Origin of the sequence: Paenibacillus sp. EKM212P, assembly GCF_011066115.1 — a bacterium.
GTDB lineage: Bacteria > Bacillota > Bacilli > Paenibacillales > Paenibacillaceae > Paenibacillus > Paenibacillus polymyxa_B.
The window spans coordinates 1-24,337 of the sequence record NZ_JAAMNR010000018.1 but is presented as its reverse complement, the minus strand read 5'-3'; the positions used below and the strand labels follow the sequence as shown (position 1 = coordinate 24,337).

The following is a 24,337-nucleotide window of genomic DNA, read 5'->3' as shown; positions in this document are numbered from 1 at the left end:
TCCCGGCCGATGCCGCTTGCGCGCAGCGTGGCCGCCAAGCGGTTCGCCCGCTCGTTCAGCTCCGCATACGTCAGCCGCTCGTTCTCATACACGACGGCCGCCGCTTTCGGCGTGTGCTCCGCCTGTTCCTCGAACAGCCGGTGGAACGCCGCCACAGGAGCCGCTTCCGGCTGCGCCGGATTGAACGCGCCGAGAATTTGTTCTTTTTCCTCTGCCGTCAACAAGTTCAGCTCGGCGATCTTCGCATCCGGACGGCTTACAATCGCCGCAAGCAAATGTCCGAAATGAGTCGACAGCCGCCGGATCGTGCTTTCTTTATAAAGAGCCGTTGCGAATTCAAAGCTGCACTCCAGGCCGCCGTTTTCTTCCGTAACATCCACACTCAGGTCGAACTTGGCCGTGCCGTATTCGCTAGGGTACGGGGACAATTTCAGCCCTTCCAACTCAAACTCTTTATCCTCCAAGTTTTGCAGGGAGAACATCGTGTCAAACAGCGGGTTGCGGCTCAAATCCCGGCTGACCTGCACTTTATCAACGAGCTCTTCGAACGGATAATTCTGATGCTCATAAGCGCCTAAGGTCGTTTCTTTCACTTCTTCCAGATACGACAGGAAGGTCTTCTCCGAAGCCGGATAATTGCGGAGCGCCAGCGTATTGACGAACATTCCGATCAATGGCTGCGTGTCTCCGTGCGTTCTGCCCGCAATCGACGTTCCGACGATCAAATCGTCCTGACCTGTGTATTTTTGCAAAAGCACGGTATATGCCGCAAGCAGCACCATATACAGCGTCGTTCCTCTTTGAGCGGCCAGCTGCTTCAAGCCTTCGTTCGTTGCCTCGTCCACGAAGGACGTCAGCGTTTGTCCCTCAAAGCTCTGCACGGCAGGACGCGGATAGTCCGTCGGCATTTCCAGAACCGGCAGCTCGCCCCGGTAACGGTCCAGCCAGTAAGCTTCCTCGCGTTTCAACTGCACTTTTTGCTCGTCCGACTGCTGCCATACCGCATAGTCCTTGTATTGAATGCGCAAAGGCTCTAATGACTCGCCGCCGTACATACGAACGAGTTCCTCGACTAACACGTCCATCGAAACCCCGTCGGAGACGATATGGTGCATGTCGAACATCAGCAAATAACGTTCGGCTGCCAGCTCTACGAGCTCCACCCGCAGCAGCGGAGGCTTCGCCAAGTCGAAAGGCCGGATGAAGGCCTGCACGACTTCGGGCGCTTCTTCCTCGCTCACATGACAGTACTCGACGGCAAAGTCGACGCTCTCGTAAATGCGCTGTACAGCTTCGCCTTGTACGATCTCAAAGCCGGTTCGCAGCGTTTCGTGCCGTGCGATCAGTCCGCGGAAAGCCTTCTCCAGCAGGCTCCGGTCAATCGATCCTTCCAGCAGCAGCACGCCCGGCATGTTGTAGCTCTGATCGGCCCCTTCCAGCTGATTCAGGATAAACAGCCGCTTCTGAGCTGAGGAAAGCGGATAATATACTCTTGCGCCCACCAGCGGAATCGACGAGAACGACTGCTCTTCGATCCGGGAGATGGCGAGAGCCATCTCTTCGATCGTCGAGTAGCGGAATACGTCGCGCAGAGGCAGCTCGACGTTCAGCTCCTGATGCACCTTGCTCACCAGTGTCGTCGCCCGCAGGGAATGGCCGCCCAGGTCGAAGAAGTTGTCATGAACCCCGATGTGCTCCAGTCCGAGCACGCTTTTCCAAATTCCCGCCAAGCTGGCTTCCAGCGGAGTCCGAGGCGGAGTACGTTCTTCGCCCGGCTGCAAGCTCTCCTCCGGCGCCGGGAGTGATCGGCGGTCGACCTTGCCGTTCGTCGTCAGCGGGAGCCGCTCCAACTGGATCAGGTACGCCGGAATCATATAGGCCGGCAGTTCCTGGGAAAGTACGCTCTTCAGCTCGGCCGCCGGAAGCTCGCGGTCCGCTTCATAATAGGCGCAAAGCTGCTTCTCGCCGGAGGCGTCTTCCCTCGCGAATACCGTCGCTTTCCGAATTCCCTCCACTTTCTGAAGCTGAGCCTCGATCTCGCCCAACTCAATGCGGAAGCCGCGGATTTTCACTTGGTCGTCGGTCCGTCCCACGTATTCGATCGTGCCGTCCGGCAGCCATTTCGCCAAATCCCCCGTCCGGTACATGCGCTCTCCCAGCACAAACGGATTGTCCACAAATTTCTCCGCCGTCAGCTCCGGCCGGTTATTGTAGCCCCGTACCAAGCCTTCTCCGCCGACGCAAAGCTCCCCGGCCACGCCGATCGGCAGAAGCTTATTCCGGCTGTCGACGATATACACCTTCGTATTACTGATCGGCCGTCCGATGGGTACGGTAACCGCCGACTCATCGACGAAGTCGACCGGAAGGTACGTGGTATAAACCGTGCTTTCCGACGGGCCGTACAGGTGGTTGAGCCTGCCCGGTCCGATATGGGCGAGCGCTTTACGCACATGTCCGACCGACACTCGCTCTCCTCCGAACAAAATCGCCCGGACATCCCGCAGGCAATCGACGTTCACATCTACAAGGACGTTGAAGAAAGCCGTCGTAATCAGCATGACCGAGATGCGCTCACGCTGGATGAGATCCGCCAGCCGGACGATTTCCAGCAAAGTCTCGCGGGGAACCAGCACCAGCCGCGCCCCGTTGGTCAAAGCGCCGAAAATATCGAAAATCGCTCCGTCGAACGAATAGCTCGAAAGCTGGAGGACATGATCCCGTTCGGTGATGTCGATATAATTCGTATTTCGCACGATCCGCACGATGTTGCGGTGCGAAACAAGGTTGCCTTTCGGCTTGCCTGTCGTGCCTGACGTATAGATGACGCAGGCCAGATCCGTCGCTTCGGTGCCCGGATTTAGATTTGTGCCGTCCTCGTGATAGAAGGACTCGTCATCCAGTAAGATCACGGAGTCCGAACCCGCCAGACGCTCGCGCAAGCGGCTTTGCGTCAGCATGACCTGCGCTCCCGAATCCTCAATCAAGAAACGGATACGCTCCTCGGGATATTCCGGGTCAATCGGTACGTAAGCCGCTCCGGCTTTGTGTGCCGCCAGCATGCCCACCACCATTTCGATGGAACGCTCAGCCATAATGGCGACCAGACGGCCTTTGGATATCCCGTGGCTACGCAAGGTACGGGCAAGGCGGTTGACGCGTTCGTTCAGCTCGCGGTAGGTCAGCTCTTGCTCATTCAAGGAGATGGCGGCTGCATCCGGGATGCGCTCCGCCTGCTCTTCGAACAATTGAATGAGCGTCTTCCCGCGCGGAAATTCCGTGGTGGTGTCGTTAAAACGTCCGAGAAGGTCGGCCTTTTCCGCCTCCGTCACAAGTTCCAGCTCGCCCACGGTAATTTCCGGGTTATCCGTCACCTGCTCCAGCAGATGGACGAGATGCCCCTTGAGCAACTCGATGCTGTCTTTATCGAACACTTCGGCGTTAAAGTCGAATCGAATTTCGATCTCGACTCCCGGCACCACGGTCACGTTGAAGTTATAGTTCGTCTGCTCCTCCATCTGAACGTCAGCGATCGTCAGGTCGCCGTGCTGCTGGTCGCCCGCCTGCTCCATCTGCTCGTCCACCGGATAGTTCTCAAAAGCGATGATATGGTTGATCAGGTTCTGCTTTTGCACGCTGCGGGCTTGAATTTCATACAGCGGATAGTAATCATAACGCCCGGACTCCAGCGCCCGCTCTTGGAGCTTCGCCATCAGGTCGGCGAACACGGTGTCCGCTTCGCTCGTGACGCGGACCGGCACCGTATTGATGAACAGCCCAATCATGGACTCGATGCCCGGGATTTCCGCCGGTCTTCCGGCCACGACGCTGCCGAATACGGCATCGTTTGTTCCGTTATATTTTTGCAGCATCACGCCCCAAGCGGCTTGCAGCAACGTATTGACCGTAACCAGGCGCTGTTTCGCCACCCGGTCCATCCGCTCGCTCAAGTCCTTGCCCAGCTCGGCGGTGACGTGATCAGCCGTAAATCTGCCGTTTGGCGCCGGTTCCTTTTGTCCCGGGAGTACGGTTTGCCCTTCATAACCTGCCAGGAATGCCGTCCAATAGCCGGATGCCGCCTGATCGTCCTGTTTCTCCAACCATTCGATATAAGCGCCATAATCCGATCCCTTATCTCCCGCCGGCTGCTTGCCGGATGCCAAGGCCGAGTACGTCTCAAACAACTCCTGCGTCAGCTGCGGCAGGCACCAGCCGTCCATCAAAATATGCTGGAAACTCCACAGCACATGATAGCTTTGCTCTTCGGTGCGTAGGATCGTAACCCGAACGAGCGCGTCATGTTCCATGTCGAAGCCGCGAAGCTTGTCATCCTCGGCCTTTTTATCCAAATACGCTTGTTTCTCGTCCGCCTGCAAATGAAGCAGCTCTTCATATTCAAAGCCGACCGGCTTGTCGCGGTATATGATTTGCAGCGGCTCCCCCGCCGGTCCTTTCACAAAATTCGCCCGCAGCACCAGATGACGTTTCGCAAGCTCCATCCAGCTCCTCTCGAAAAGCTGGACGTCGAGCGCTCCCCGCATCGTAAACCGCGTCTGCTCGAAGTAAGCGGCCGTTTGCCGGTCAAGCGCGCTGTGGAACCACATGCCCTTCTGCATCGGCGTAAGCGAGTAAATATTTTCGATTTCCCCGAGATGGCCCGAGCGCTGGGCGATTTGCTCCAATTCCGCGATGGTCAAGCCTTTAAATTGCACGTCGCTCGGCGTCAATTCGGTGTTTTCTTTGCCTGCGCAGTGGGTAATGAGCTCTCGGAGACTTTGCTCAAGCCGCTGAGCGAAGGCTTCCATCGTTTCCTTGCGATACTGCTTCCGGCTGTAGCTGAGATCGAGCGATAAAGCGCCGTCCAGCACCATGCCGTTGATATCCAGCACAAAGCTGCGGGCCTGCCGGTCGCTGGCCGGGCTGCCGCTGGAATAAGAAGATATGCCGATCTCGTCCTGATTGACATCATCGTCGAACTGGCCGAGGTAGTTAAAATTAATTTCCGGCTCTGCGCCCCAAACAAAGCCATCCTCCGATTTGGAGAGATAGCGGCATACGCCGTACCCAAGCCCCTTGTTCGGAATGCGGCGCAAGCTTTCCTTGACCTGTTTAATCTGATAGGCCAAATCCCGGTCGGTTTCCGGCTCCAGGACGACCGGAAACTTGGTCGTAAACCAGCCGACTGTGCGCGTGATGTCGATATCCGTTCCGATCGATTCGCGTCCGTGTCCTTCGAGATTGATCCGCACCCGTTCGTGTCCCGTCCACTTGCGAACAGCTATGCCGAGCGCCGTTACCAAAATATCGTTCATTTCGGTGTTGTAGGCCCGGTGAACCCGCTTCAGCAGCAGCTCCGTTTCTTCGGGAGTCAAACGGACGAACAGCGATTCGCTGTCCTGCTGCGTCGTAACGTCCGCCTCCAGATCCTTCGGCACGGCCGGAACCGCAATTTGTTCCACGGCCTGCCAATAGGCCCGTTCCTTCGCCATCTCCGGGCTTTGCGCGTAAGCGGCCAACTGCTCGGACCAAGTGCGGTACGCATCCGTTTTCGCCGGGAAACGAATTTCCTCGCTTTTGCCGACCTGCTCGTAACCCACAGCGAAATCCTCCATCAAAATGCGCCAAGACACGCCGTCCACCACGGCATGATGAACCGCGAGCAGCAAATGGTCGCCGTCCGCGCACCGGAACAGTCCCGCCTTCACGAGGGGCCCGTTCTCCAGATCGATACCCGCTTGAATGTCCGTTGCCTTCGCTTCCACAGCCTGCGCGGTATTCTCCGCATCCTTGAAGTCGAACACGTCCAGCGTGAACAGCCCGCCTTCCTGAATCGCGCGGTTCCGCGCGCTAAACCCTTGTTCCGTCTTGCGGAACACCATCCGCAAGGCGTCATGATGCTCGGCCAGCTTTTGCAGCACCTGACGTACCGTCTCTTCGTCGAAGCGTTCCTTCCGGTACAGCATCACCGACTGGCTGAAATGATGCGGGTCCGCAAAGGAGCTCTCGAAAAACCAATGCTGAATCGGCGTCAGCGCCGTTTCACCCGTTATTTCGCCTTGATCGATAGTACGTCCGATCGGTTTCACATGCAGGCTGAGCTGTGAGATAGTCGGATATTTGAACAAATCCCGGATTTCCAGCTTGTACCCGGCTTGATGAAGCCGCGAAGATACTTGAATGGACTTGATCGAGTCTCCGCCCAGCTCGAAGAAATGATCCGTTACCCCAACGCGATCGGCGTTCAATACCGCCTGCCACACATCGGCAAGCGTCCGCTCGGCTTCATTGCGGGGAGCTACGTACGCGCCGCCGGTCAGCGCGTTTCCTTCCGGAGCGGGCAAAGCCTTGCGGTCGATTTTGTCGTTCGGCGTGAGCGGCATCCGCGGAAGCTGAACAAAATGCGCTGGAATCATGTAATTCGGCAATTTTTGCGCCAGCGTGCTTCTCAGCTCGCCGAGCGTAAGCGGGCGGCCCGCGACCAGGTAAGCGCACAGTTCTTGCCCGCTTTTGCCTTCCCGCGCGATTACGATCGTCTCCTGCACGGAGTCGATCTTCAGAAGCTGCTCTTCAATCTCGCCGATCTCGATCCGGAATCCACGGATTTTCACCTGATGGTCAATCCGGCCCAAATACTCAATATTTCCGTCCGGCAGCCAGCGGGCCAAGTCGCCCGTCCGGTACAGTCTCTCTCCGGGCTCAAACGGGTGTTCGATGAATTTCTCCGCCGTCAGATCCGGCCGGTTCCAATATCCCCGGGCGAGGCCGACGCCCGCGATGCATAATTCTCCCTCCACTCCGATAGGCGCCAGCTGATTCTGTGCGCCCAGTATATACAAGCGATGATTCCAGATCGGACGTCCGATCGGTATCGCTCTGCGTTCGGTGTCATACGTAGACGCCGCCCACACGGATGTGGCGATCGAGGCTTCCGTCGGACCGTACGCGTTATAGTACTGTACCTTGTCTTTCCACTGCTGCACGAATTCGGCTGAAACGGCGGAGCCCGCCGTGATGAGCCTGCTCAGACTCGGCAGGCGGTCTGAATTCAAATAAGCAGCATAAGTTGGCGGCAAAGTGGCGATCGTAATTGCATGCTCGTTCATGAAACGTTCGAACAGCTGATCATCCAAAACCGTCTCGGTTGACGGTATATATAAGGTCGCCCCGAAATACAGAGCGTTGAACATCTCCCAGCACGACGCATCGAACGATAGGCTGGCGAATTGCAGCACTCGATCCTGTTCGGTCGTGTGAAGCGTATGGGCAAACGTCAGTTTCAGGCTGACCAGCCCGCGATGCTCCAGCATGACCCCTTTGGGTTTGCCCGTCGTACCTGATGTATAGATGACATAAGCCAGATCGTTCGGACCGCTGGCCGGCTCCAGGTTCGAGCCATCGTCGCTGTAGGCCTGCTCGTCATCCAGCGCCACCACGGTCCCTTCGAACGACACCTGCTGCTGCAGCTCCCTTTGAGTCAGCAGCAGCTGCGCGTTCGAGTTCTCCAGAATGTAGCGGATGCGTTCTTCCGGGTATTCCGGGTCGATCGGCACGTAGGCACCGCCAGCTTTCAGAACCGCCAGAATGCCAACGACCGTCTCCAGCGATCTCCTAGCCATCAAGCCTACCAGCTGATTGGGCAGCACGCCGACCGATCGCAGCGTCCGCGCCAGCCGGTTCGCCCGTTCGTTCAGCTCCGCGTACGAAAGCCGCCGCCCCTCAAAGACAACCGCCGTCGCTTCGGGCACCCGCTTCACCTGCTCCTCCACGAGCTGATGAATCGTCCGATCACGGGGATAGTCCTTCTCGGTATCGTTAAAGCTTTGCAGCAATTGAAATTTCTCGTCCCCCGACAGCATGTCCGCCCGCACGATGTCCAGCTCCAACTCGTGAAGCCCCACGGCCAGCAGGCGATTCAGATGGCCGACGACCCGAGTCATGAACTCGGAGTCATATAAGTGCTCGTTATATGACAGCGCTAGCTGTATCGTCCCGCCGGTTAAGCTGAATTCAAAGGAACAATCCGTGACCACGTTTTGCCCGATTTCGTCCAGATGCAGCTCCTTAAGGGATACTAGCGTATGGACGACGGGTATCCCGTCTGCATATTGCAGGTCCAGCTTCTCCGTCATTTTCAAGAACGGAATATGTTGATGCTGAATCGCTTCCGGCAAGGAAGTCCTCAGCTCGCTCAGAAGCGTTTTAAAAGTCGCACCCGCCGAAAGCGAGTTTTTCAAAATGATCGTATGATTAACGGATCGGCGCGTCTCCGTCGGTTTCCGTACAACCGGCATGCCGACCAGAATGTCAGAAGCGCCTGTATATTTATGCAAGAGCGACTGAACACCGGCGAGCAAAATCATAAAAGTGGCCAGCGGAGCGCCCTTGCTCATTTGAAGGACGCGCTGCGCCACTTCCTCCGAAAGCGTCCCGCCGACGGTTGTCATAATGGGCGCCAGGGAGCTTGAAGCTTTGCTGTAAGGCAGCCGCGTCAAGGTATAATCGTCGCTACCGAATTTTTCGTTCCAAAACAACGTTTCTTTTTCAAAAGCCATCTGGATCGTTCCCCTCTCTTCATCGGTAAAAGCAATCAGGCGGAGCATATGCCGCAGCAACGCTCCAGCCTCGCTCCCCGCCTTTTCAAACATGTGACAACAATGTCAATGGCTTTCGCCAGGTCACCGCTTCGCTTGCCCGGTTGATCGCATGCGGCAATCCTCTGCCTAGCAGCTGTCCCGCTCGGCTCCCATGCGTGAAAGACAACAAAGAGCATCGTTCTACGCAAGAGATGCGGCTGCTTCCGGCCCCTCTGCTTCAATATGCTTGCTGCGGACGAGCCGCCCGAAGACGGGCTTTGGTTTAACATTGGGTTTCGGAATTGGATTTGGGGGTGAACAAGGGATGTTCCTCCCATCGATGTAAGGCTTGCTGTAGGATTCCGGCCGGCCAGCAGGAAGTCGGCCGTACCTCCGGATTCGGCACCGGAGCTGCCTTTGTCGAAGCCTATGTTTAAGGGATATTGATACACTCTATGTACGATTTGTATATTCCCCCGCCTGGTGTGGATAAGTAAAGATCCGACTGCGGGGTAGTGAGCTTTTCCTGACGATTAGATGTGACGATGGTGCTGCATGAGGGTGAAAGCGTTATCTTAACATCAGGGCCGCACGGCCCCCGGAAGGCACTTCCGTGCCTCTTGCCGGGGCGGCCACCGGCTTGGCCAAGCTTAGGTCGTTACCAGCAGATCCTGGGTCTCCTGAGAGATCACCTGCTGCATACTGGACTTGATAATGTCGCAGCCGGTGGCCAGATGCTCCATCGAGACGGTCAGCGGAGGCATGATCTTTAGTACGCGGTCTCCTCTGCCGGCTCTTTCAATGATTAGCCCGTTCTCGAAGCTGATCTCCGTCATCCGCTTCGCCCCGGCTTCATCCGTGAAGCCCGAGACGTCAATGCCCCAGATCAGGCCGAGTCCGCGGATGGCGATGGACGGATGCAGAGGCTTGATTTCTTTGTCAAAGAACGAGCGCACAAACTCTTCCTTCTGCTTCACCTGGGCTTCCAGGGCGGCTCTGTCCCGGAACTCGAGAGCGGCCTTGGCGGCCGGCTTATCGATTCCAGAGTGCGAATCAGTCAGGATATTCTCGATATAGCCGAGCGTATCCATTTCTGCGAAAGCCCCGCTCGGGTGCGGCATGAACGTAACTCCGCCCAGAGGAAGCCCCGCCCCTTCCCTCATAGACTTGGAGCTTGTCGCCGACAGGCTGCCGATCGACATGCCGTGGAAGCCGCCCATGAATGCGAATATCCCGGTTCTCTTCTTCGCCTTGCGTGCGAGCTTAAGGGCCGCTTCCACCGCGTTTGTCCCCGTCGGACCGCAGACTTGAAGCTTGTAATCCAGCTTCTTCGGCTCCAGGATCCGCTCCGAGAAGCTCTTGAAGAATTCGCGCTTGGCCATTGTATACATATCCAGACCGTGCATAATCCGGTCGGAGGTCAAGTAATCGAGAACCTGGTCCTTGATATAATCGTTGTTATGACCGTAATTCAGTGCCCCGGCACGTGCAAAAAAATCAATATATGCTCTTCCGTCCTCAGAATATAACAGGTCCCCACCTTCTGACGTCATGGATCAACATATTCTCGGCTGTCATTTTCCACAATTGTCGGTCTCCGCATGCCGGCTTGCTGGGTAGCCAGTGGACTGGTCTCTCGCACACAGCTTGGATAGGTATAAAAACCATCCAATTCTATTTTCTATCATAATTGGAAAGATGACCTAGGTAGAATTATATCAAAATTTCCAATAATGTATAGTAAAACTTCAGTTAAATTTGGTCAACATGGTGTTAATATTTTGCCTAAAAAGAGCGAATGGAGAAGAAACGCTGGGAATGGTTTGCCATCAATCGAGGAATTCGACGCGTGTCGACATTCAGGCGGGGTGCCGGCCGATTTGGGAGATCTTCCCTGTAGACATTCTCTGTCGGTGCTCCGAATCCTTGCGCTTTGCGATAACTTAACATGATTACCTGACGAATTTCTGGAAGCCTGGCTGGAAACGTGACTGGATGTCAGCTGGATACTCTGCTGGAAAATCCGTTGCATACTCGCGTTTAGGTCGGGTGTAACGTTAACTCCAGACGTTCCAATATCGTTCGAATGATCTCGTATGCCCGATCCGCATCCTTCTTGGGGATATATTGGCGCTCTACGGTTTGCGGAATGTGCAATAAATTTTATACTTTCTTCTTGTTTTACTGTAAGCAACATATCTGTAGTCATAATGATGGGAAGCTTATTCTTGGGGTCAGTTGGATGTTTAATGCCTAACTTTTGTGCAATATAGAGGCTTTATCTAGGGGTAATAAAGGAAATTGTTCGCGAATATCAATCTCTTGCTCTGACCACTCCATTTGGTAATGATGTGCCAATTCAAAGTGTTCAGACAGATAATGGTGAAGTCGACCACTTTTCCAACAAAGAATTTGAGTAACTATCCCTATTGAAGGTACATCATGTACAGTCAACCAAGGTTTATATTCCGAAAAGTGGCCTTGACCTCTTCCTTCTTTGATTTTCCGTTGAATAGATGCTATAGAGTTACTTGATCGAATTTTGCTCATTATTCACCTTCTTTTTAGAACTACTAAATCAGAGTAAAGTTCAGTTACCTTTTTCTACTCCTAAAATATATTTTAGTTTTACTTCAAAATACAAATGTAGAATATAACAACTCACAGCCTTATACAATAGCAAAGTAATATTTCTTAGCTATATTTTACTTGGTATCCTATTCATAGGCTACTCGTAGGGTACAGTAGGGTATGAATAAGCTATAATATGGACTATAAGTAGGTATAATTAGTAAGCAGATGGGTCGGGTTAAAACCTATTTGATATTCTCAATAGAGGTGAACTCATGAATACTTTGGGACAGCGATGTAGAAATTTAAGACTACTCCATAAATGGACATAAGAGGAACTTGCTAATAAAATCGGGGTAACCAAACAGGTTGTTTCTAATTGGGAGCAAAATGTAGCACGACCTGAAATTAATCATTTAATATCTTTAACAGAGGTTTTTGATGCTACAACCGATTATTTACTTTGTATTGCTAATCAAATGACGTTCCCCTACTGTGTGGACTCAATTGATTGATACAATTCATTCCGACCTTAATAACGAGAAAATCAAAAAATCCTTTGATCTTTTATCATTTCTAAATTCTGGTTTTCGAATTGAATTAAATGGGCAGGTATTAGAACAAGAAGATTTGAATCTAATCGGTAAAAATATTACCTTTTTAATGGAGCATTTTGTCTCTCCTTTAAAGAAAAGATATAGTAAATAGAAAATTTTAGTACCCATTAGTTCGCTTAAAGAAGTAGCGCCTCACACCTTCTTTTACAATTTAATTAACTTTGTGTTAGCTGAAGTTTTACTTTTAGGGATAGTCTTTCAATATTTCTTTTGCAAGTTTCATTAGTTGCACACTCTGTAAATAGGTCTCTATGTTAAGACCTTGTAATGATTCTTTTACCACCAATCTACATTCTTCATAATCTTCAAATTCATTTCTTATGTAAATTGATTTTAGATCCGTTGGGGTATATCTAATGCTGAGGTTCCAATCGCCTTCTTTCAAAGCTCTTTCAAACCATTTCTCACGTATGGCTCTTGAGCAAGTATAAAAAACTTGCTGAAACAGATACCGTGGGGTGTTCTCGAAACAAAGAAATAAGTTCTAATTCCTGAGCTTCAATGGCTAAATTAAAAATAGTGTTCTTTGATACAGGCGTATCTCCAAAGATTAACCACTCTATATGGGAATTGAAGTTTTCTTTAATTGCTATAATTATATCAAGAGAGGGTCTGTATTTATCTTGCTCCAGCTCACTCAACGTTCCTTGAGAAATTCCAATTATATTTGCAAACTTTATTTGATTTAAGTTGTTTGTTTTCTAATAGTTCGAATTCGTTGGCCTATTGTAGACATAATTACCCTCCTAAGCTAAAAAGATCCCGATATATTATCGGGATCTTTCTTGATGTTTGTAAAATGACTAGTTCCAGACTTTTTTTACTGGTTCCACACTTTTTTTATCACCAGACAAAAGTCATAAAAGCAACTTAAAGCTTATTCTACAGTAACACTTTTCGCCAGGTTACGTGGTTTATCAACATCATGACCCAGTGCAAGAGAAGCGTAGTAAGCCAATAATTGGAGAGATACAACTGAAATTGCAGCAGACAGAATTGGAAGTGTCTTCGGAATGGCAAATACCTGATCCACGGACTTCAGCAACTCAACTGCGTGCTCTTCGTACGTAATCGCAAGAACATCTGCACCACGAGCCTTGACTTCCTTAATGTTGCTCACGGTTTTCTCCAACACGGATTCCTGTGTTACCAAAGCGATAACCGGAATGCCGTCTTCAATCAATGCCAGTGTACCATGCTTCAATTCACCCGCAGCATAAGCCTCGGAATGAATGTAGGAGATTTCCTTAAGCTTCAGGGAGCCTTCCTGTACTACAGCATAGTCCTGACCGCGACCAATAAAGAACAGGTGCTTGTGGCTTGCAATTTGCTCAGCATAGGCTTTGATCGCATCTGCTTTACCCAGCATCTCTTCCACTTGCTCTGGCAGGGATTCCATAGCAGCCAGCACATGAGCTACTTGCTCATCTGTTTGTGTGCCACGCACTTGAGCGAGATACAAACCAAACAGATAGAACGCAATCAACTGTGAAGAATATGCTTTAGTGGAGGCTACGGCAATTTCCGGTCCTGCCAGTGTAACCAACACATCATCTGCATCACGGGCGATGGAGCTACCGACTACGTTTGTAATCGCCAGTACATGAGCGCCATTTGCTTGTGCTTCACGCAGGGCTGCCAACGTGTCAGCAGTTTCACCGGATTGGCTCACCACGATCACCAATGTCTCTGGTGTTACGATAGGTGAACGATAACGATATTCGGAAGCCACATCATTTTCTACCGGTATACGAGCCAGACTTTCAATAACTGTACGACCAATCAAACCAGCATTGTAAGCTGTACCACACGCAACAATTTGAATGTTGCGGATATTTTTAATTTGTTCTTCTGTCAGCTTCAGCTCAGGAAGAACAACTTTTTTAGTATCTTTATCGATACGGCCCAACATTGTATCACGATAAGCCTTAGGCTGCTCGTGAATTTCTTTCAACATGAAATGCTCATAGCCGCCTTTTTCCGCTGTTACAGCATCCCATTCGACATGAATCATTTCCCGAGAAATAAATTGGCCTTCGATTGTCATTAATTCGACAGCATCACTGGTCAAAACAGCCATTTCGCCATCGTTCAAAATAAATACATTGCGTGTATATTTCAGAATAGCCGGAATGTCGGAACCGATAAAGTTCTCGCCTTCTCCCACACCAATAACCAGCGGGCTAGCTTGACGAACAGCAACCAGCTTATTAGGCTCGTGCTCTGTCAGCACACCCAGTGCAAAAGCACCGCGCATAAAGGTAATTGCTTTTTGTACTGCTTTAACGATATCCCCTTTATATTCACGCGCAACCAGATGGGAAATAATTTCCGTGTCCGTTTCGGAAATAAAGGTATGACCTTCGCTGATCAGCTGCTCCTTCAGCTCCAGATAGTTCTCAATAATTCCGTTGTGAACTACAGAGAACTTTTGGCTCTCATCCAAATGTGGATGGGAGTTTTCATCAGAAGGCTTACCGTGCGTTGCCCAACGTGTATGTCCGATACCTGCATGGCCTACCAACGGCGTACCATCCAGTTTAGCTTCCAGATTCGCCAGACGACCTTTAGCCTTGGCTACTTGCAATCCTGAATCTGTAAACACGGCAATACCCGCAGAGTCATAACCGCGATACTCCAGCTTTTTCAATCCGTCAATCAATACCTCTTGCGTATTCTGATTACCAATATATCCTACAATGCCACACATATTCGTTATCCTCCCGATCATCATTTCACAAGGCGACTCATCACAGGACTAACGTGTGCGGTAGATTGTGGAATAAAGTTCATTCATCTATGAAGTTGTCAATGATAACTATAGAATTTACAGGCATCTCTTCACGAATGTAACGAAATTCCCAAACCGCGCACGCCAATGATGATGGCCGCACATTCATGAAATGAATCTTATAATTTAGGTTATAAAATAATAAAGGCATCTACCGGTGCGTTGTGTAAACAGTTGCCTGTTCATTTTCCGCTGCCGGTTTACGGCTCGATGCTTCACCGGAAGGTCCCCGCCGAATGTTTCGAACACCTTCACCTCGTCAGCTTGTTTTGTCGTGAACCGATTTGCGAGCAACTTTATCTCAACTGAATCCGTTGCTTCTCCACCAAGTTCCCCCGCACAAAATCAAGCTCTGGCGCTTGTATTACGTTACCTTACAACCCTCGCTTTCTCTATCTGAGTCACAGCATCCCTATATTATATTCAGCTAAGTATCATTTGGCAATGACACTTTATTCATAATTACACCATGAAGGCCATAAATCGTTAGTAAATAACCGCAAACGCCGTTGCCTGCTTCTTTTTCACAGGCAACCGACGTTTACAAAATTTTAAACTAATTCTTTCTTCACGACATCTACGATCTGACCGACAAATTGCTCCAGTTCGTCCTTATCCGGGCCTTCGGCCATCACACGAATAAGTGATTCTGTGCCTGAAGCACGGACCAATACACGCCCATTATCGCCCAATTGTTGTTCCACCTGCTCAATTGCTTCTGCAATGGCAGGATTCCCTTCGTAATTGCGTTTGTCCTGCACACGCACATTTACGAGCACTTGCGGATACTGTTTCATGAGCGATTTTAGCTCACTCATTTTCTTGCCGGAAGCTTTCAAGGTATCTACCAGCTGAATCCCAGTCAGCATGCCATCGCCTGTCGTATTGTGATCCAGGAAAATAACATGGCCAGACTGCTCACCGCCTAGGTTAAATCCACCCCGACGCATTTCTTCCATCACATAACGGTCCCCGACCGCAGTTTTTGCAGTCTTGAGTGCCAGCTTTTCAGTAGCTTTATAAAAACCGATATTACTCATCACTGTCGATACAATGGTGCTGTCCTTGAGTTTTCCCGCACGGTTCATTGCATCTCCGCAAATGCAGAGAATATAGTCGCCGTCTACCTCTTCCCCGTTCTCATCAATCGCGATCAGACGGTCGGCATCGCCGTCAAAGGCCAAACCAATATCTGCTTTCAAGCGTCGTACTTCCTCTTTCAGCTTTTCAGGATGAGTCGAGCCGCAATGATCATTGATGTTCAAACCGTTCGGCTCGGCACCAATAGTGTGTACCTCAGCTCCCAGTTCTGCAAAAAGCTTCGGTGCCAGCTCATAAGCTGCTCCGTTAGCACAATCCAGTACAATTTTTAACCCTTCAAAAGAATGGCTAATTGTTGTTTTCAAGAACTCCAGATAATCGTAGCGAGAATGCTCGTCTACAACAACCGTTCCCAATCCACCGCCAATCGGACGAGGCAGTTGGTCTTCTTTTGCATCCATGAGCTCTTCAATTTTCAATTCCGTTTCGTCTGTCAATTTAAAACCGTCACCGCCAAAAAACTTAATGCCGTTGTCTTCAACTGGATTGTGTGATGCTGAGATCATTACACCAGCGTCAGCTTTCAATTGACGTGTGAGATATGCCACCCCAGGTGTCGAAACAATACCTAGACGAACCACATTAGCCCCAATGGACAGCAAACCGGCTACAAGAGCCGATTCCAGCATCAGTCCGGATATCCGTGTATCCATACCAATAACAACTGTCGGTTTCTCTACATTACCTGCTAAAACATATCCGCCGCAGCGGCCAATGCTATATGCCAGTTCGGCTGTAAGTTCCTGATTAGCAACGCCTCGTACACCATCTGTACCAAAATATTTCCCCATGTAAAATGACTCCCTTTTTTTGTCTAATAAATCTTGATTATTTACTACAGATAAAACATGTTATGGCTGACTGTTCTCCGAGGTTCCATTCGCAGAAGAATCTGCGCCGTTATGAGGATTTGTTTTATCCTCCGCAGCTGCGTTGTCCCCGGTCTTAGCGTCAGAATCCCCACCTTGACTGCCTTGCCCCTCCTGTGGCCTCTCCTGCCCCTTTTCGCCACTACCAGAGGGGTTTGATTCATTCTCATCATTCGGATTCGTTACAGCAGGCGTAGAAGGGCTCTCAATGTTGACCGTTGCCTTTAGTTGGCCAGCATTTCCGGCTTGCGTAATATATTTAGGCAAGCCTACTTTCAGAGTAACCTCGTGTTGACCAGCCGCGAGGCCACTTACATCTGCCACCAAACTAATATCATCATTGGTTAAATTGTTTACCATATCCTGCGGGCCCTTCACAGTAACATCCATCGTCTTACCTGCGGGTGCTGTAACAGTAGTAGTCGCTTTATCTCCTGCACCTTGTAAAACGATTGGGATGCCTGACAGCGTCCGTTCCGTATCTGTGACTTCATTGGAAGGGACGACGGTCACCTGAATTTGTATTGACCCTGGCTCGATTTTATCAGAACCTGAGGGGGCTGCCAAATTAGCTTGAACTGTACGAGTTCCCGCTTCCGTGAATTGACTTAAATCCAATGTAGCCGTGACGTAAGAGCTGAGGCTGCTCAATACATCCTGCGATGCATATACCGCCGCTTCCTTCACGTTTGCATTGACTTTAGAAAGCGCCAATCCGTCTGGCAACTCTCCAGCATAGACAATCTTAACAGGCACAGATTTCGCCTGCTGAGTTACCGGAATTTCAACGGACACAGTGGATGGCTCAATGACCGCTTCTGTAAGTTCCTGTCCCTTTTTGTTATAAGCCTTCAGTTTTACACGCTTCTGTTCAAACTTTTCTGAGATACCATCCGTATTAACAGCCCCTTGAACGGCAGTAACGGTACTCAACTGGCTTTTAGGCAAGGTAACCTTCACGGCTTGAGGAGCAATTACAGGCTTCCCAAGCTGCAGTCCCCCATCTGGGTTTCCTTTAGGAACTATAGATACATTAAATGATTTCGTTTGTTTTTCCTCAATCGTCACTGTAACACGGTTAGGAGTCATAGACACCAACTCCACTCCATCCGGCAAGTCCGGTTCGAGTGACAATGTTTTAGTACCTGCTCCTAAGCCGTTTAAGTTTAGCTTTGCCTGATAATTATCCGCGAAAAAAGAAGTCAGCACAGAGCGCTGTCCTCTGACCTCCATCTTAACATGGTCAGTATCCATGGTAGACAATACATATTTTGAATCATCCAGACCACTAGCCTGAATGCCCACATTATCAATCACTTTATTATTATAAGAAACGGTCAGCGTAGATGAAGGTGTACCTGTATCTAGATGGACCATTCCCCACAGCAGAACAGCAACCGCAAGCGCCAATATCTTGGAAATCGTGTTATTGTTAATCCATTTGTCCATCATGAATTTCCACGGCCTCCCCTCCGATTCCAGAATGAGCCGCGTTTTTCCTTCAAGGACGGTGTTGGCCGCAACTCCTCATACAGCTTGGAGATTAGGGATTCTTCCTTAATGTCGCGCACGACCTGTCCATTAATGGCCAAAGAAATTTGCCCTGTTTCCTCCGATACCACGACAGTTACGGCATCCGTTACCTCACTCACCCCAATCGCAGCCCGGTGACGGGTTCCCAACTCCTTGCTGATGAACGGATTTTCCGATAATGGCAAATAACAGGCCGCAGAAGCAATCTGTTTATTTTGAATAATCACCGCACCATCATGCAAAGGCGTATTAGGAATGAAGATGTTAATTAGCAGTTCAGAACTGACTACGGCCTGTGTCTTGATACCAGACTCGGTATATTCGTTTAGCCCTGTCTCGCGCTCAAATACGACCAAAGCTCCTATTTTCCTACGTGATAGATAATTCAGCGCCTTAATCATTTCTCCGATTAACTTGTTAATCTCTTCATCATCCGCAGACGAACGCCCAAATAATTTTCCACGCCCCAACTGCTCCAGTGCACGACGCAACTCAGGCTGAAAAATAATAAAGATAGCCACCACACCAAAGGTGAACATCTGGTTCATCAACCACTTGAGCGTATACAAATCAAACCAGGTGCTAACCGCCCAAATGACAACTAGAAACAGAATCCCTTTCAACAATTGAACTGCACGCGTTCCGCGAACAAGTAAAATAAGCTGATACATAATATAGGTTACGATCAAAATGTCGATAATATCTTTAATGGACTCTTTCCAAGTCAGGTCCGCAAAATAATCCAACATGCGCATGCCCCCGCAATTTTCTGTAGTGAGTGGGTGTAATATGTACACAGTATGCTCTCTCTATCTAGGTTATAACGATCAGGCTCACGTTGCAAGCTGTGTGACAAAAGAACCGCTAAAATCAGTAAAATACAGTACAATTCGCCAGCTTCATATACAAAAAAACGCCTTTTCCAGCGGAAAGAGGCGCTCGATATTGTCCTTGCCATTTCAAGCTTCTTTTATGGAGAAGAGGGTCCCCCGAACAAATCAGTAACCTTGTACCAAATCCAATCCAAGGTTTGATCAATACTTTTAACCTGTCCTGCAATATGGGCGGTGGACGCTTGATAATAAGAACCATCAATCACAGTTACATTTCCTTCCACATCACCGTATACACGGGCTTCACCATTTTGCACTGTTAAATCTCCGGCAATGGATTTCCCTTCAGGCACAATCACAGTATCACCCTGAATAACGACTTGATCCAGTTGGCTTCCTTTGACTACCAATTGATGGTCCGTGCTAGAAAAGCTGGCCATGCTTGAGCATATAACAATAAGGAAGAAGGCAGCGGCTGTTACAGCGGGATGCCTTTTCACCCACGTCAGCATAGGCACCGCAGTCTGTCTTTTATGCGGCGGCAAAGCATTCATAATGCGAAATGTCAGCTCATCCGATACACACGGCACTTGATGATAGCGTGTACCGTAAAGCATCGCATCCGTCCGCTCCAGCTCTTTAAAACGCATGCGGCATTCCGGGCAGTCTAACAAGTGCTGTTCCAACTCATGTTTGTCCTGCTCAGACAGGTCGCCATCTAGATAGTCATGCATAAAAGAGACGGCTTGTTTGCAATCCATATGAGCCAATCCTTTCTAATATTCTTCCGTGTTTCTCAACATAACATGCTCCGGCTTAGAAACTTTGCTCATCTTACATACGTTACAACGAGCATTATGTTTCATAAAAACATCTATGCAGACTCTTTTCCTAGAATCTATGCGTATGATCTATAGCTTGTGCTCCAGTTTTTTGCGCAGAAAATCCCGCCCCCTGTGTACTCTTGTCTTAATAGTGGTAACTGGGAGATTGAGCACATCGCTGATTTCCTGTAAGGAAAGCTCCTGCAAGTACCGTAAAACCATAATCGTTCTGTATTTATCTGGAAGGCTGTCAATGGCGTCATGAATCAAAGCCTGCGTTTCGGACAGAAGCGTACTCCCCTCAGGGGTAAGCTCTTCACTGGCGAGCATGGCGTACCCATCGACACCTTCCTGATCATTCATTTCAGCATCAAGTGAGTATGTAGGTTTTCTCCTTCGCAGACGATCAATGCACAGATTTGTAGCAATTCGATAAATCCAGGTTGAGAACTTCTGTCCATGATCATATTTTTCCAAATTACGATACACACGCAAAAAAGTTTCCTGCACCAGATCCTCCGCCTCATGGCGATTACCTAGCATCCGGTAGGAAAGATGAAAAATCCGATCTTTATATAACTCGACTAACTCCGCAAAAGCTCGCTGATCGCCTTTCTGTACCAGCCTTACCAAGCGGCTTTCCATATTATCCACTCTATACTCCCCCAGACTTGCTGATGGGTTACTTATTACATGTTTATGATTATTCATCGTAGTTTAATTTTATCCAGAAATCAACTGTAGTATTGTTACTAACTGCAAGCACACCTGCCATCAATATACAAACGCACAATCGGGCACCCCATGAGTACCCGATTGCCTGTTTTCGTACAACCGTACTATATCAGCCCGTATTTCTTAAGCCTGCTGCAATTCCGTTAATTGTCAACAATACCTCACGCAGCATTTCAGTGTCATCACCGTTCTGATCCCTCAGCTCCCGTAGCTCACTTAGCAATTGAACCTGCAAGTAACTTAACGGATCGACATAAGGATTACGCAACCGGATAGATTCCTGAATAACCGGCACGTCGTCCAAAATCTCGGATTGTCCGGTTATTTTCAAAATCAACTCAGATGTCAGCTTGAACTCCGCTGAAATCTGCCCGAAAATACGCTGCCGGGCCTCTTCGTTATCCGACATCCCAGCGTATTCTTCTGCAATCAGTAAATCCGCTTTAGCGATTGCCATTTGCAGTGTATCAATAAGTGACCGGAAGAAAGCAGAGTTCCTAAACATCGTTTGCAGCACTTTAAGGTTATCCTCATTGTTTTGATAGAAGCTTTGCAAACCTGTTCCAGCCGCATACCATGCAGGTAACAAGTAACGGCTTTGTGTCCATGCAAAAACCCATGGAATGGCGCGTAAGTCCTCAAAACGTTCGCTGTTCTTACGCTTGGACGGACGAGATCCAATATTCAGCTCGCCCACCTCAGGCAACGGTGTAGATTCTTTGAAGAAGTTGAAGAAATCCGGATCTCGGAAAATCAAATCCTGATACTTATCCAGTGAAACTTGGGAAATGCGGGCGATAATCTCCTCCCAGCTCTCCTCAAACACTTCCTTCTTCCCGGAACGATGATATGCCACAGCCGTAATCAGCGCCGATGTTGCCTGCTCCAAGCTCCGGTACGCGATGCCTCTAAGCGAGTATCGGGATGATAGCACTTCACCTTGCTCCGTGATTTTGATTCCGCCTCCAATCGTATGAGGAGGTTGAGCCAAAATACTGCGATTAAGTGGCATTCCTCCACGACCCAGCGCACCTCCACGACCGTGGAAAAACTTCACTTTTACGCCAAACTCATTAACTACTTCCGTAATGCTGTTCATAGCGACCCGAAGTTCCCAGTTCGCTGTAACCACACCGCCATCTTTATTACTGTCCGAGTATCCCAGCATAATCTCTTGAAGCTGGTCCATCGCAGCCACAGATTGTCGATATACAGGCAAGTTCATCAATCTTCTCATAATATCAGGTGCAGCGTGCAGATCATCTATCGTTTCGAACAAAGGGACGGATTGCAGCGTACAGATAACAGTGCCATCCTTCTCGATGCGGAACAGGCCTACCTCTTTGGATAAGACCATAACCTCCAGTAAGTCACTGGCTCCCTGAGTCATACTGATCAAGTAGCTTGTAATGGACTGCTTGCCGAATTCCTCCTGAGCCAAATAAATCGTACGATATACGTCAAGACATTCCTGTGTGCTATCGCTATATTTTAAATACGGTGAAGTAATCGGACGAGGTTCATTCAGCAGCTTTTCCAGCAGATTTATTTTTTCCTCTTCTGATAGCTTACTGTAATCCGATACAATATTCATTTTAGACAGAATTTCAGTCATCGCATTTTCATGTTCCTGACTATGCTGACGCACATCCAGCGTAGCTGTATGGAATCCAAACAACTCTACCTGGCGAATCATCTTTTGAATATATGTGTTTGCCACATAATCGGCAAAATGATGACGCAGGCTGTTGTCAATAACATTTAGGTCTGCAATGAGCTCTTCCGCAGAATTATAACGCTCATTGGTACCCTGTTTGCTTTCATCCAGGATGTTGTTCACTTTAGCAATCATATATGCCAGTTTAATGCGGTAAGGCTCTTTTTCGTTATGCCATACTTCCATCTTTTTAAGTGTAATATGAGTACGGTCTTCTTCAATAGAAGCCAGCAGATCATCGGAAACTCGCACAATGCTGGTGCTGAAACTCAAGTAACCCATGAGTTCCTTTAACGTGTGCTGATATTCTCTCAAAGCCAACTTGCGCTGCATACGTAACGTTTCCCAAGTCACATGAGCTGTCACAGACGGATTGCCGTCCCGGTCTCCACCGATCCAGGAACCAAATCTCAGATAAGTGGGTATGTGCCATTTTTGTTCGGGATAATATTTGTCCAAACATCGTTCCAATTCTTGGTACACATCTGGCAGTACATGAAACAAGGTCTCGTGAAAATAATACATTCCATTTCTTACTTCATCTAATACAGTTGGCTTGCGATCACGCAGCTCATCTGTCTGCCACAGCGTAATTACTTCGTTTAGCAGATTCTCCCGTACCTGTTCCCGCTCACGTAAGGTAAGCATCGGATTATCCAGCAGCATGACGTCCTCGGAAATGCGCTTGTGGATATCAAGTATTACTCGTCGTGTCGCTTCTGTAGGATGTGCGGTCATGACCAGTTCCAAAGAGAGCTCATTCAGCAAGTTGCTAACGTCCTCGGCGGAGAAGCCCCCTTGTTTAAGCTCCTGAACGGAACTTTCAATGGAACCAGGTTGAACATCTTCACCAGCGGAATGCTCATAATCCCGCTTACGACGAATACGATGGTTTTGCTCAGCGATATTCACCAACTGAAAATAAATCGCAAACGCGCGAATAACCTGGTGACGAATATCCGTATCCAGTCCGCTGACCATTTGTTTGAAATCCTCATACAACTCCGGTTGATACCCGGCACGTAACGATTTACTTGTCTCACGTATTTTCTCCACGATATCCAAAAGTTCGTTGCCACCCTGATGAACCAAAACCTCACCAAGAATATTCCCTAGAAAACGAACGTCCCGCCGCAGCAGATTGTTGGATTGGTTTTTGTTAGCGGTTAACGTAAGCTCAGTCATGCTTTTCCCCCCATCTGATCTGTTCCACACCATATACAGTTGTAGCAAAGGTACGTATACACACGAAATTTGACACTTTCTTAACATCATACAATAAAAACGCATGAAAAGCTGCAAAATTTACAGTAAAAAATCATGTTTTTGAAATACTTTTTTTGAGAAAATATTGGATTTTTATGCAAAAGGATGAAATTGATAATAGAAATGAATGTATACACTAGTGATGCGTGAAACATTATGCACAGTCTCCTATAAAGAGTGTGGTTTTAAAGGTGCAAATTCATGCAACATGATGTGTATATGTTTATTAATTGTTGACAAAGTCAACCCCATTATCCTTCTATCCACAAAGATATACACAAATTAGCCATATCCTCAGTGTTTCTAGGGCATTTTCTCTTTAAGACTTCGCTTTTTACCCACATAAATAAAGGGGAATGTGCACAACGCAAGAGCAGATGCAGAGTTATCACCATGAATTCGTACCATAATAGCTATAGGATTCCTATATTCAAAGGATTTGATCACGAAATTAGCCTTACTGCAGGAGATCGGGGGTACGCTAGAGGGGAAATTCGGGATCTAGATGTCATAAGTAACAAGAGCCTATGTACAATATGCACAAGTCATCCCCAACTGTGCATGACAGGAGACATAACTGCATTAACTTATATACATAGAAGTAAATGTAATCTGGACAAAATAAAAAGAAGCCTTTCGGCTTCTAGGTAATCGGTAAGCGGGTGATGGGAATCGAACCCACGCTATCAGCTTGGAAGGCTGAAGTTCTACCATTGAACTACACCCGCAAATTAGTATCGGGATGACACGATTTGAACATGCGACCCCCTGGTCCCAAACCAGGTGCTCTACCAAGCTGAGCTACATCCCGATATTATACTTTTTTAAATATGGCGCGCCCTGAGAGATTCGAACTCCCGGCCTTTTGATTCGTAGTCAAACGCTCTATCCAGCTGAGCTAAGGGCG

Annotated in this window: 11 protein-coding genes, 2 tRNA genes and 2 pseudogenes; 1 reads left to right on the top strand and 14 read right to left on the bottom strand. The window is 49.0% G+C overall.

What is annotated here, in order from left to right:
* The 4 genes and pseudogenes from G9G54_RS24615 to G9G54_RS25935 all read right to left on the bottom strand — a co-directional run.
* Nucleotides 1–8,645: non-ribosomal peptide synthetase (locus G9G54_RS24615; RefSeq protein WP_165179912.1), on the bottom strand; the 8,645-nt coding region annotated here is incomplete at its 3' end.
* Nucleotides 8,638–8,760: a hypothetical protein gene (locus G9G54_RS26100; RefSeq protein ID WP_274597363.1), complete on the bottom strand. Its 123-nt coding sequence runs from the start codon at nt 8,758–8,760 to the stop codon at nt 8,638–8,640. The genes G9G54_RS24615 and G9G54_RS26100, both read right to left, overlap by 8 nt.
* A gap of 463 nt (nt 8,761–9,223) precedes the next feature.
* Nucleotides 9,224–10,111: pseudogene (locus G9G54_RS24610) on the bottom strand (aminotransferase class III-fold pyridoxal phosphate-dependent enzyme); the annotation flags it as partial.
* A gap of 715 nt (nt 10,112–10,826) precedes the next feature.
* On the bottom strand, nt 10,827–11,123 hold the full coding sequence (locus G9G54_RS25935; protein WP_238808425.1) for a hypothetical protein: 297 nt from the start codon (nt 11,121–11,123) through the stop codon (nt 10,827–10,829).
* A 365-nt stretch (nt 11,124–11,488) separates the two neighbouring features.
* On the opposite strand from G9G54_RS25935, the pseudogene G9G54_RS24600 reads away from it, so the two are divergent.
* A pseudogene (locus tag G9G54_RS24600) lies at nt 11,489–11,659 on the top strand (helix-turn-helix domain-containing protein); the annotation flags it as partial.
* Between the two features lie 506 nt (nt 11,660–12,165).
* Here G9G54_RS24600 and G9G54_RS24595 read toward each other — a convergent pair.
* From G9G54_RS24595 to G9G54_RS24550, 10 genes are all read right to left on the bottom strand, one after another.
* Nucleotides 12,166–12,402, bottom strand: coding sequence for a hypothetical protein (locus G9G54_RS24595; RefSeq protein WP_238808423.1), 237 nt, complete (start codon nt 12,400–12,402; stop codon nt 12,166–12,168).
* Nucleotides 12,403–12,638: 236 nt separating this feature from the next.
* Entirely contained in the window at nt 12,639–14,471 is a 1,833-nt protein-coding gene (gene glmS / locus G9G54_RS24590) for a glutamine--fructose-6-phosphate transaminase (isomerizing) (protein ID WP_061832056.1), read from the bottom strand.
* Between the two features lie 632 nt (nt 14,472–15,103).
* Entirely contained in the window at nt 15,104–16,444 is a 1,341-nt protein-coding gene (gene glmM / locus G9G54_RS24585) for a phosphoglucosamine mutase (RefSeq protein WP_013312125.1), read from the bottom strand.
* Between the two features lie 60 nt (nt 16,445–16,504).
* Nucleotides 16,505–17,974 (bottom strand): CdaR family protein, encoded by a 1,470-nt coding sequence (locus tag G9G54_RS24580; protein WP_165179911.1) that lies wholly within the window; start codon nt 17,972–17,974, stop codon nt 16,505–16,507.
* On the bottom strand, nt 17,971–18,804 hold the full coding sequence (gene cdaA, locus G9G54_RS24575; RefSeq protein WP_013312127.1) for a diadenylate cyclase CdaA: 834 nt from the start codon (nt 18,802–18,804) through the stop codon (nt 17,971–17,973). The genes G9G54_RS24580 and cdaA overlap by 4 nt, the downstream gene beginning before the upstream one ends.
* Nucleotides 18,805–19,025: 221 nt before the next feature.
* Nucleotides 19,026–19,649, bottom strand: coding sequence for an anti-sigma factor (locus G9G54_RS24570; protein ID WP_013312128.1), 624 nt, complete (start codon nt 19,647–19,649; stop codon nt 19,026–19,028).
* Nucleotides 19,650–19,799: 150 nt separating this feature from the next.
* Nucleotides 19,800–20,366, bottom strand: coding sequence for an RNA polymerase sigma factor SigW (gene sigW, locus G9G54_RS24565; protein ID WP_016818747.1), 567 nt, complete (start codon nt 20,364–20,366; stop codon nt 19,800–19,802).
* A gap of 190 nt (nt 20,367–20,556) precedes the next feature.
* Nucleotides 20,557–23,349: a phosphoenolpyruvate carboxylase gene (gene ppc, locus G9G54_RS24560; RefSeq protein WP_165179910.1), complete on the bottom strand. Its 2,793-nt coding sequence runs from the start codon at nt 23,347–23,349 to the stop codon at nt 20,557–20,559.
* Between the two features lie 738 nt (nt 23,350–24,087).
* Nucleotides 24,088–24,158 (bottom strand) — tRNA-Gly (locus G9G54_RS24555).
* A 9-nt stretch (nt 24,159–24,167) separates the two neighbouring features.
* Nucleotides 24,168–24,241 (bottom strand) — tRNA-Pro (locus G9G54_RS24550).
* Between the last annotated feature and the right edge of the window lie 96 nt (nt 24,242–24,337).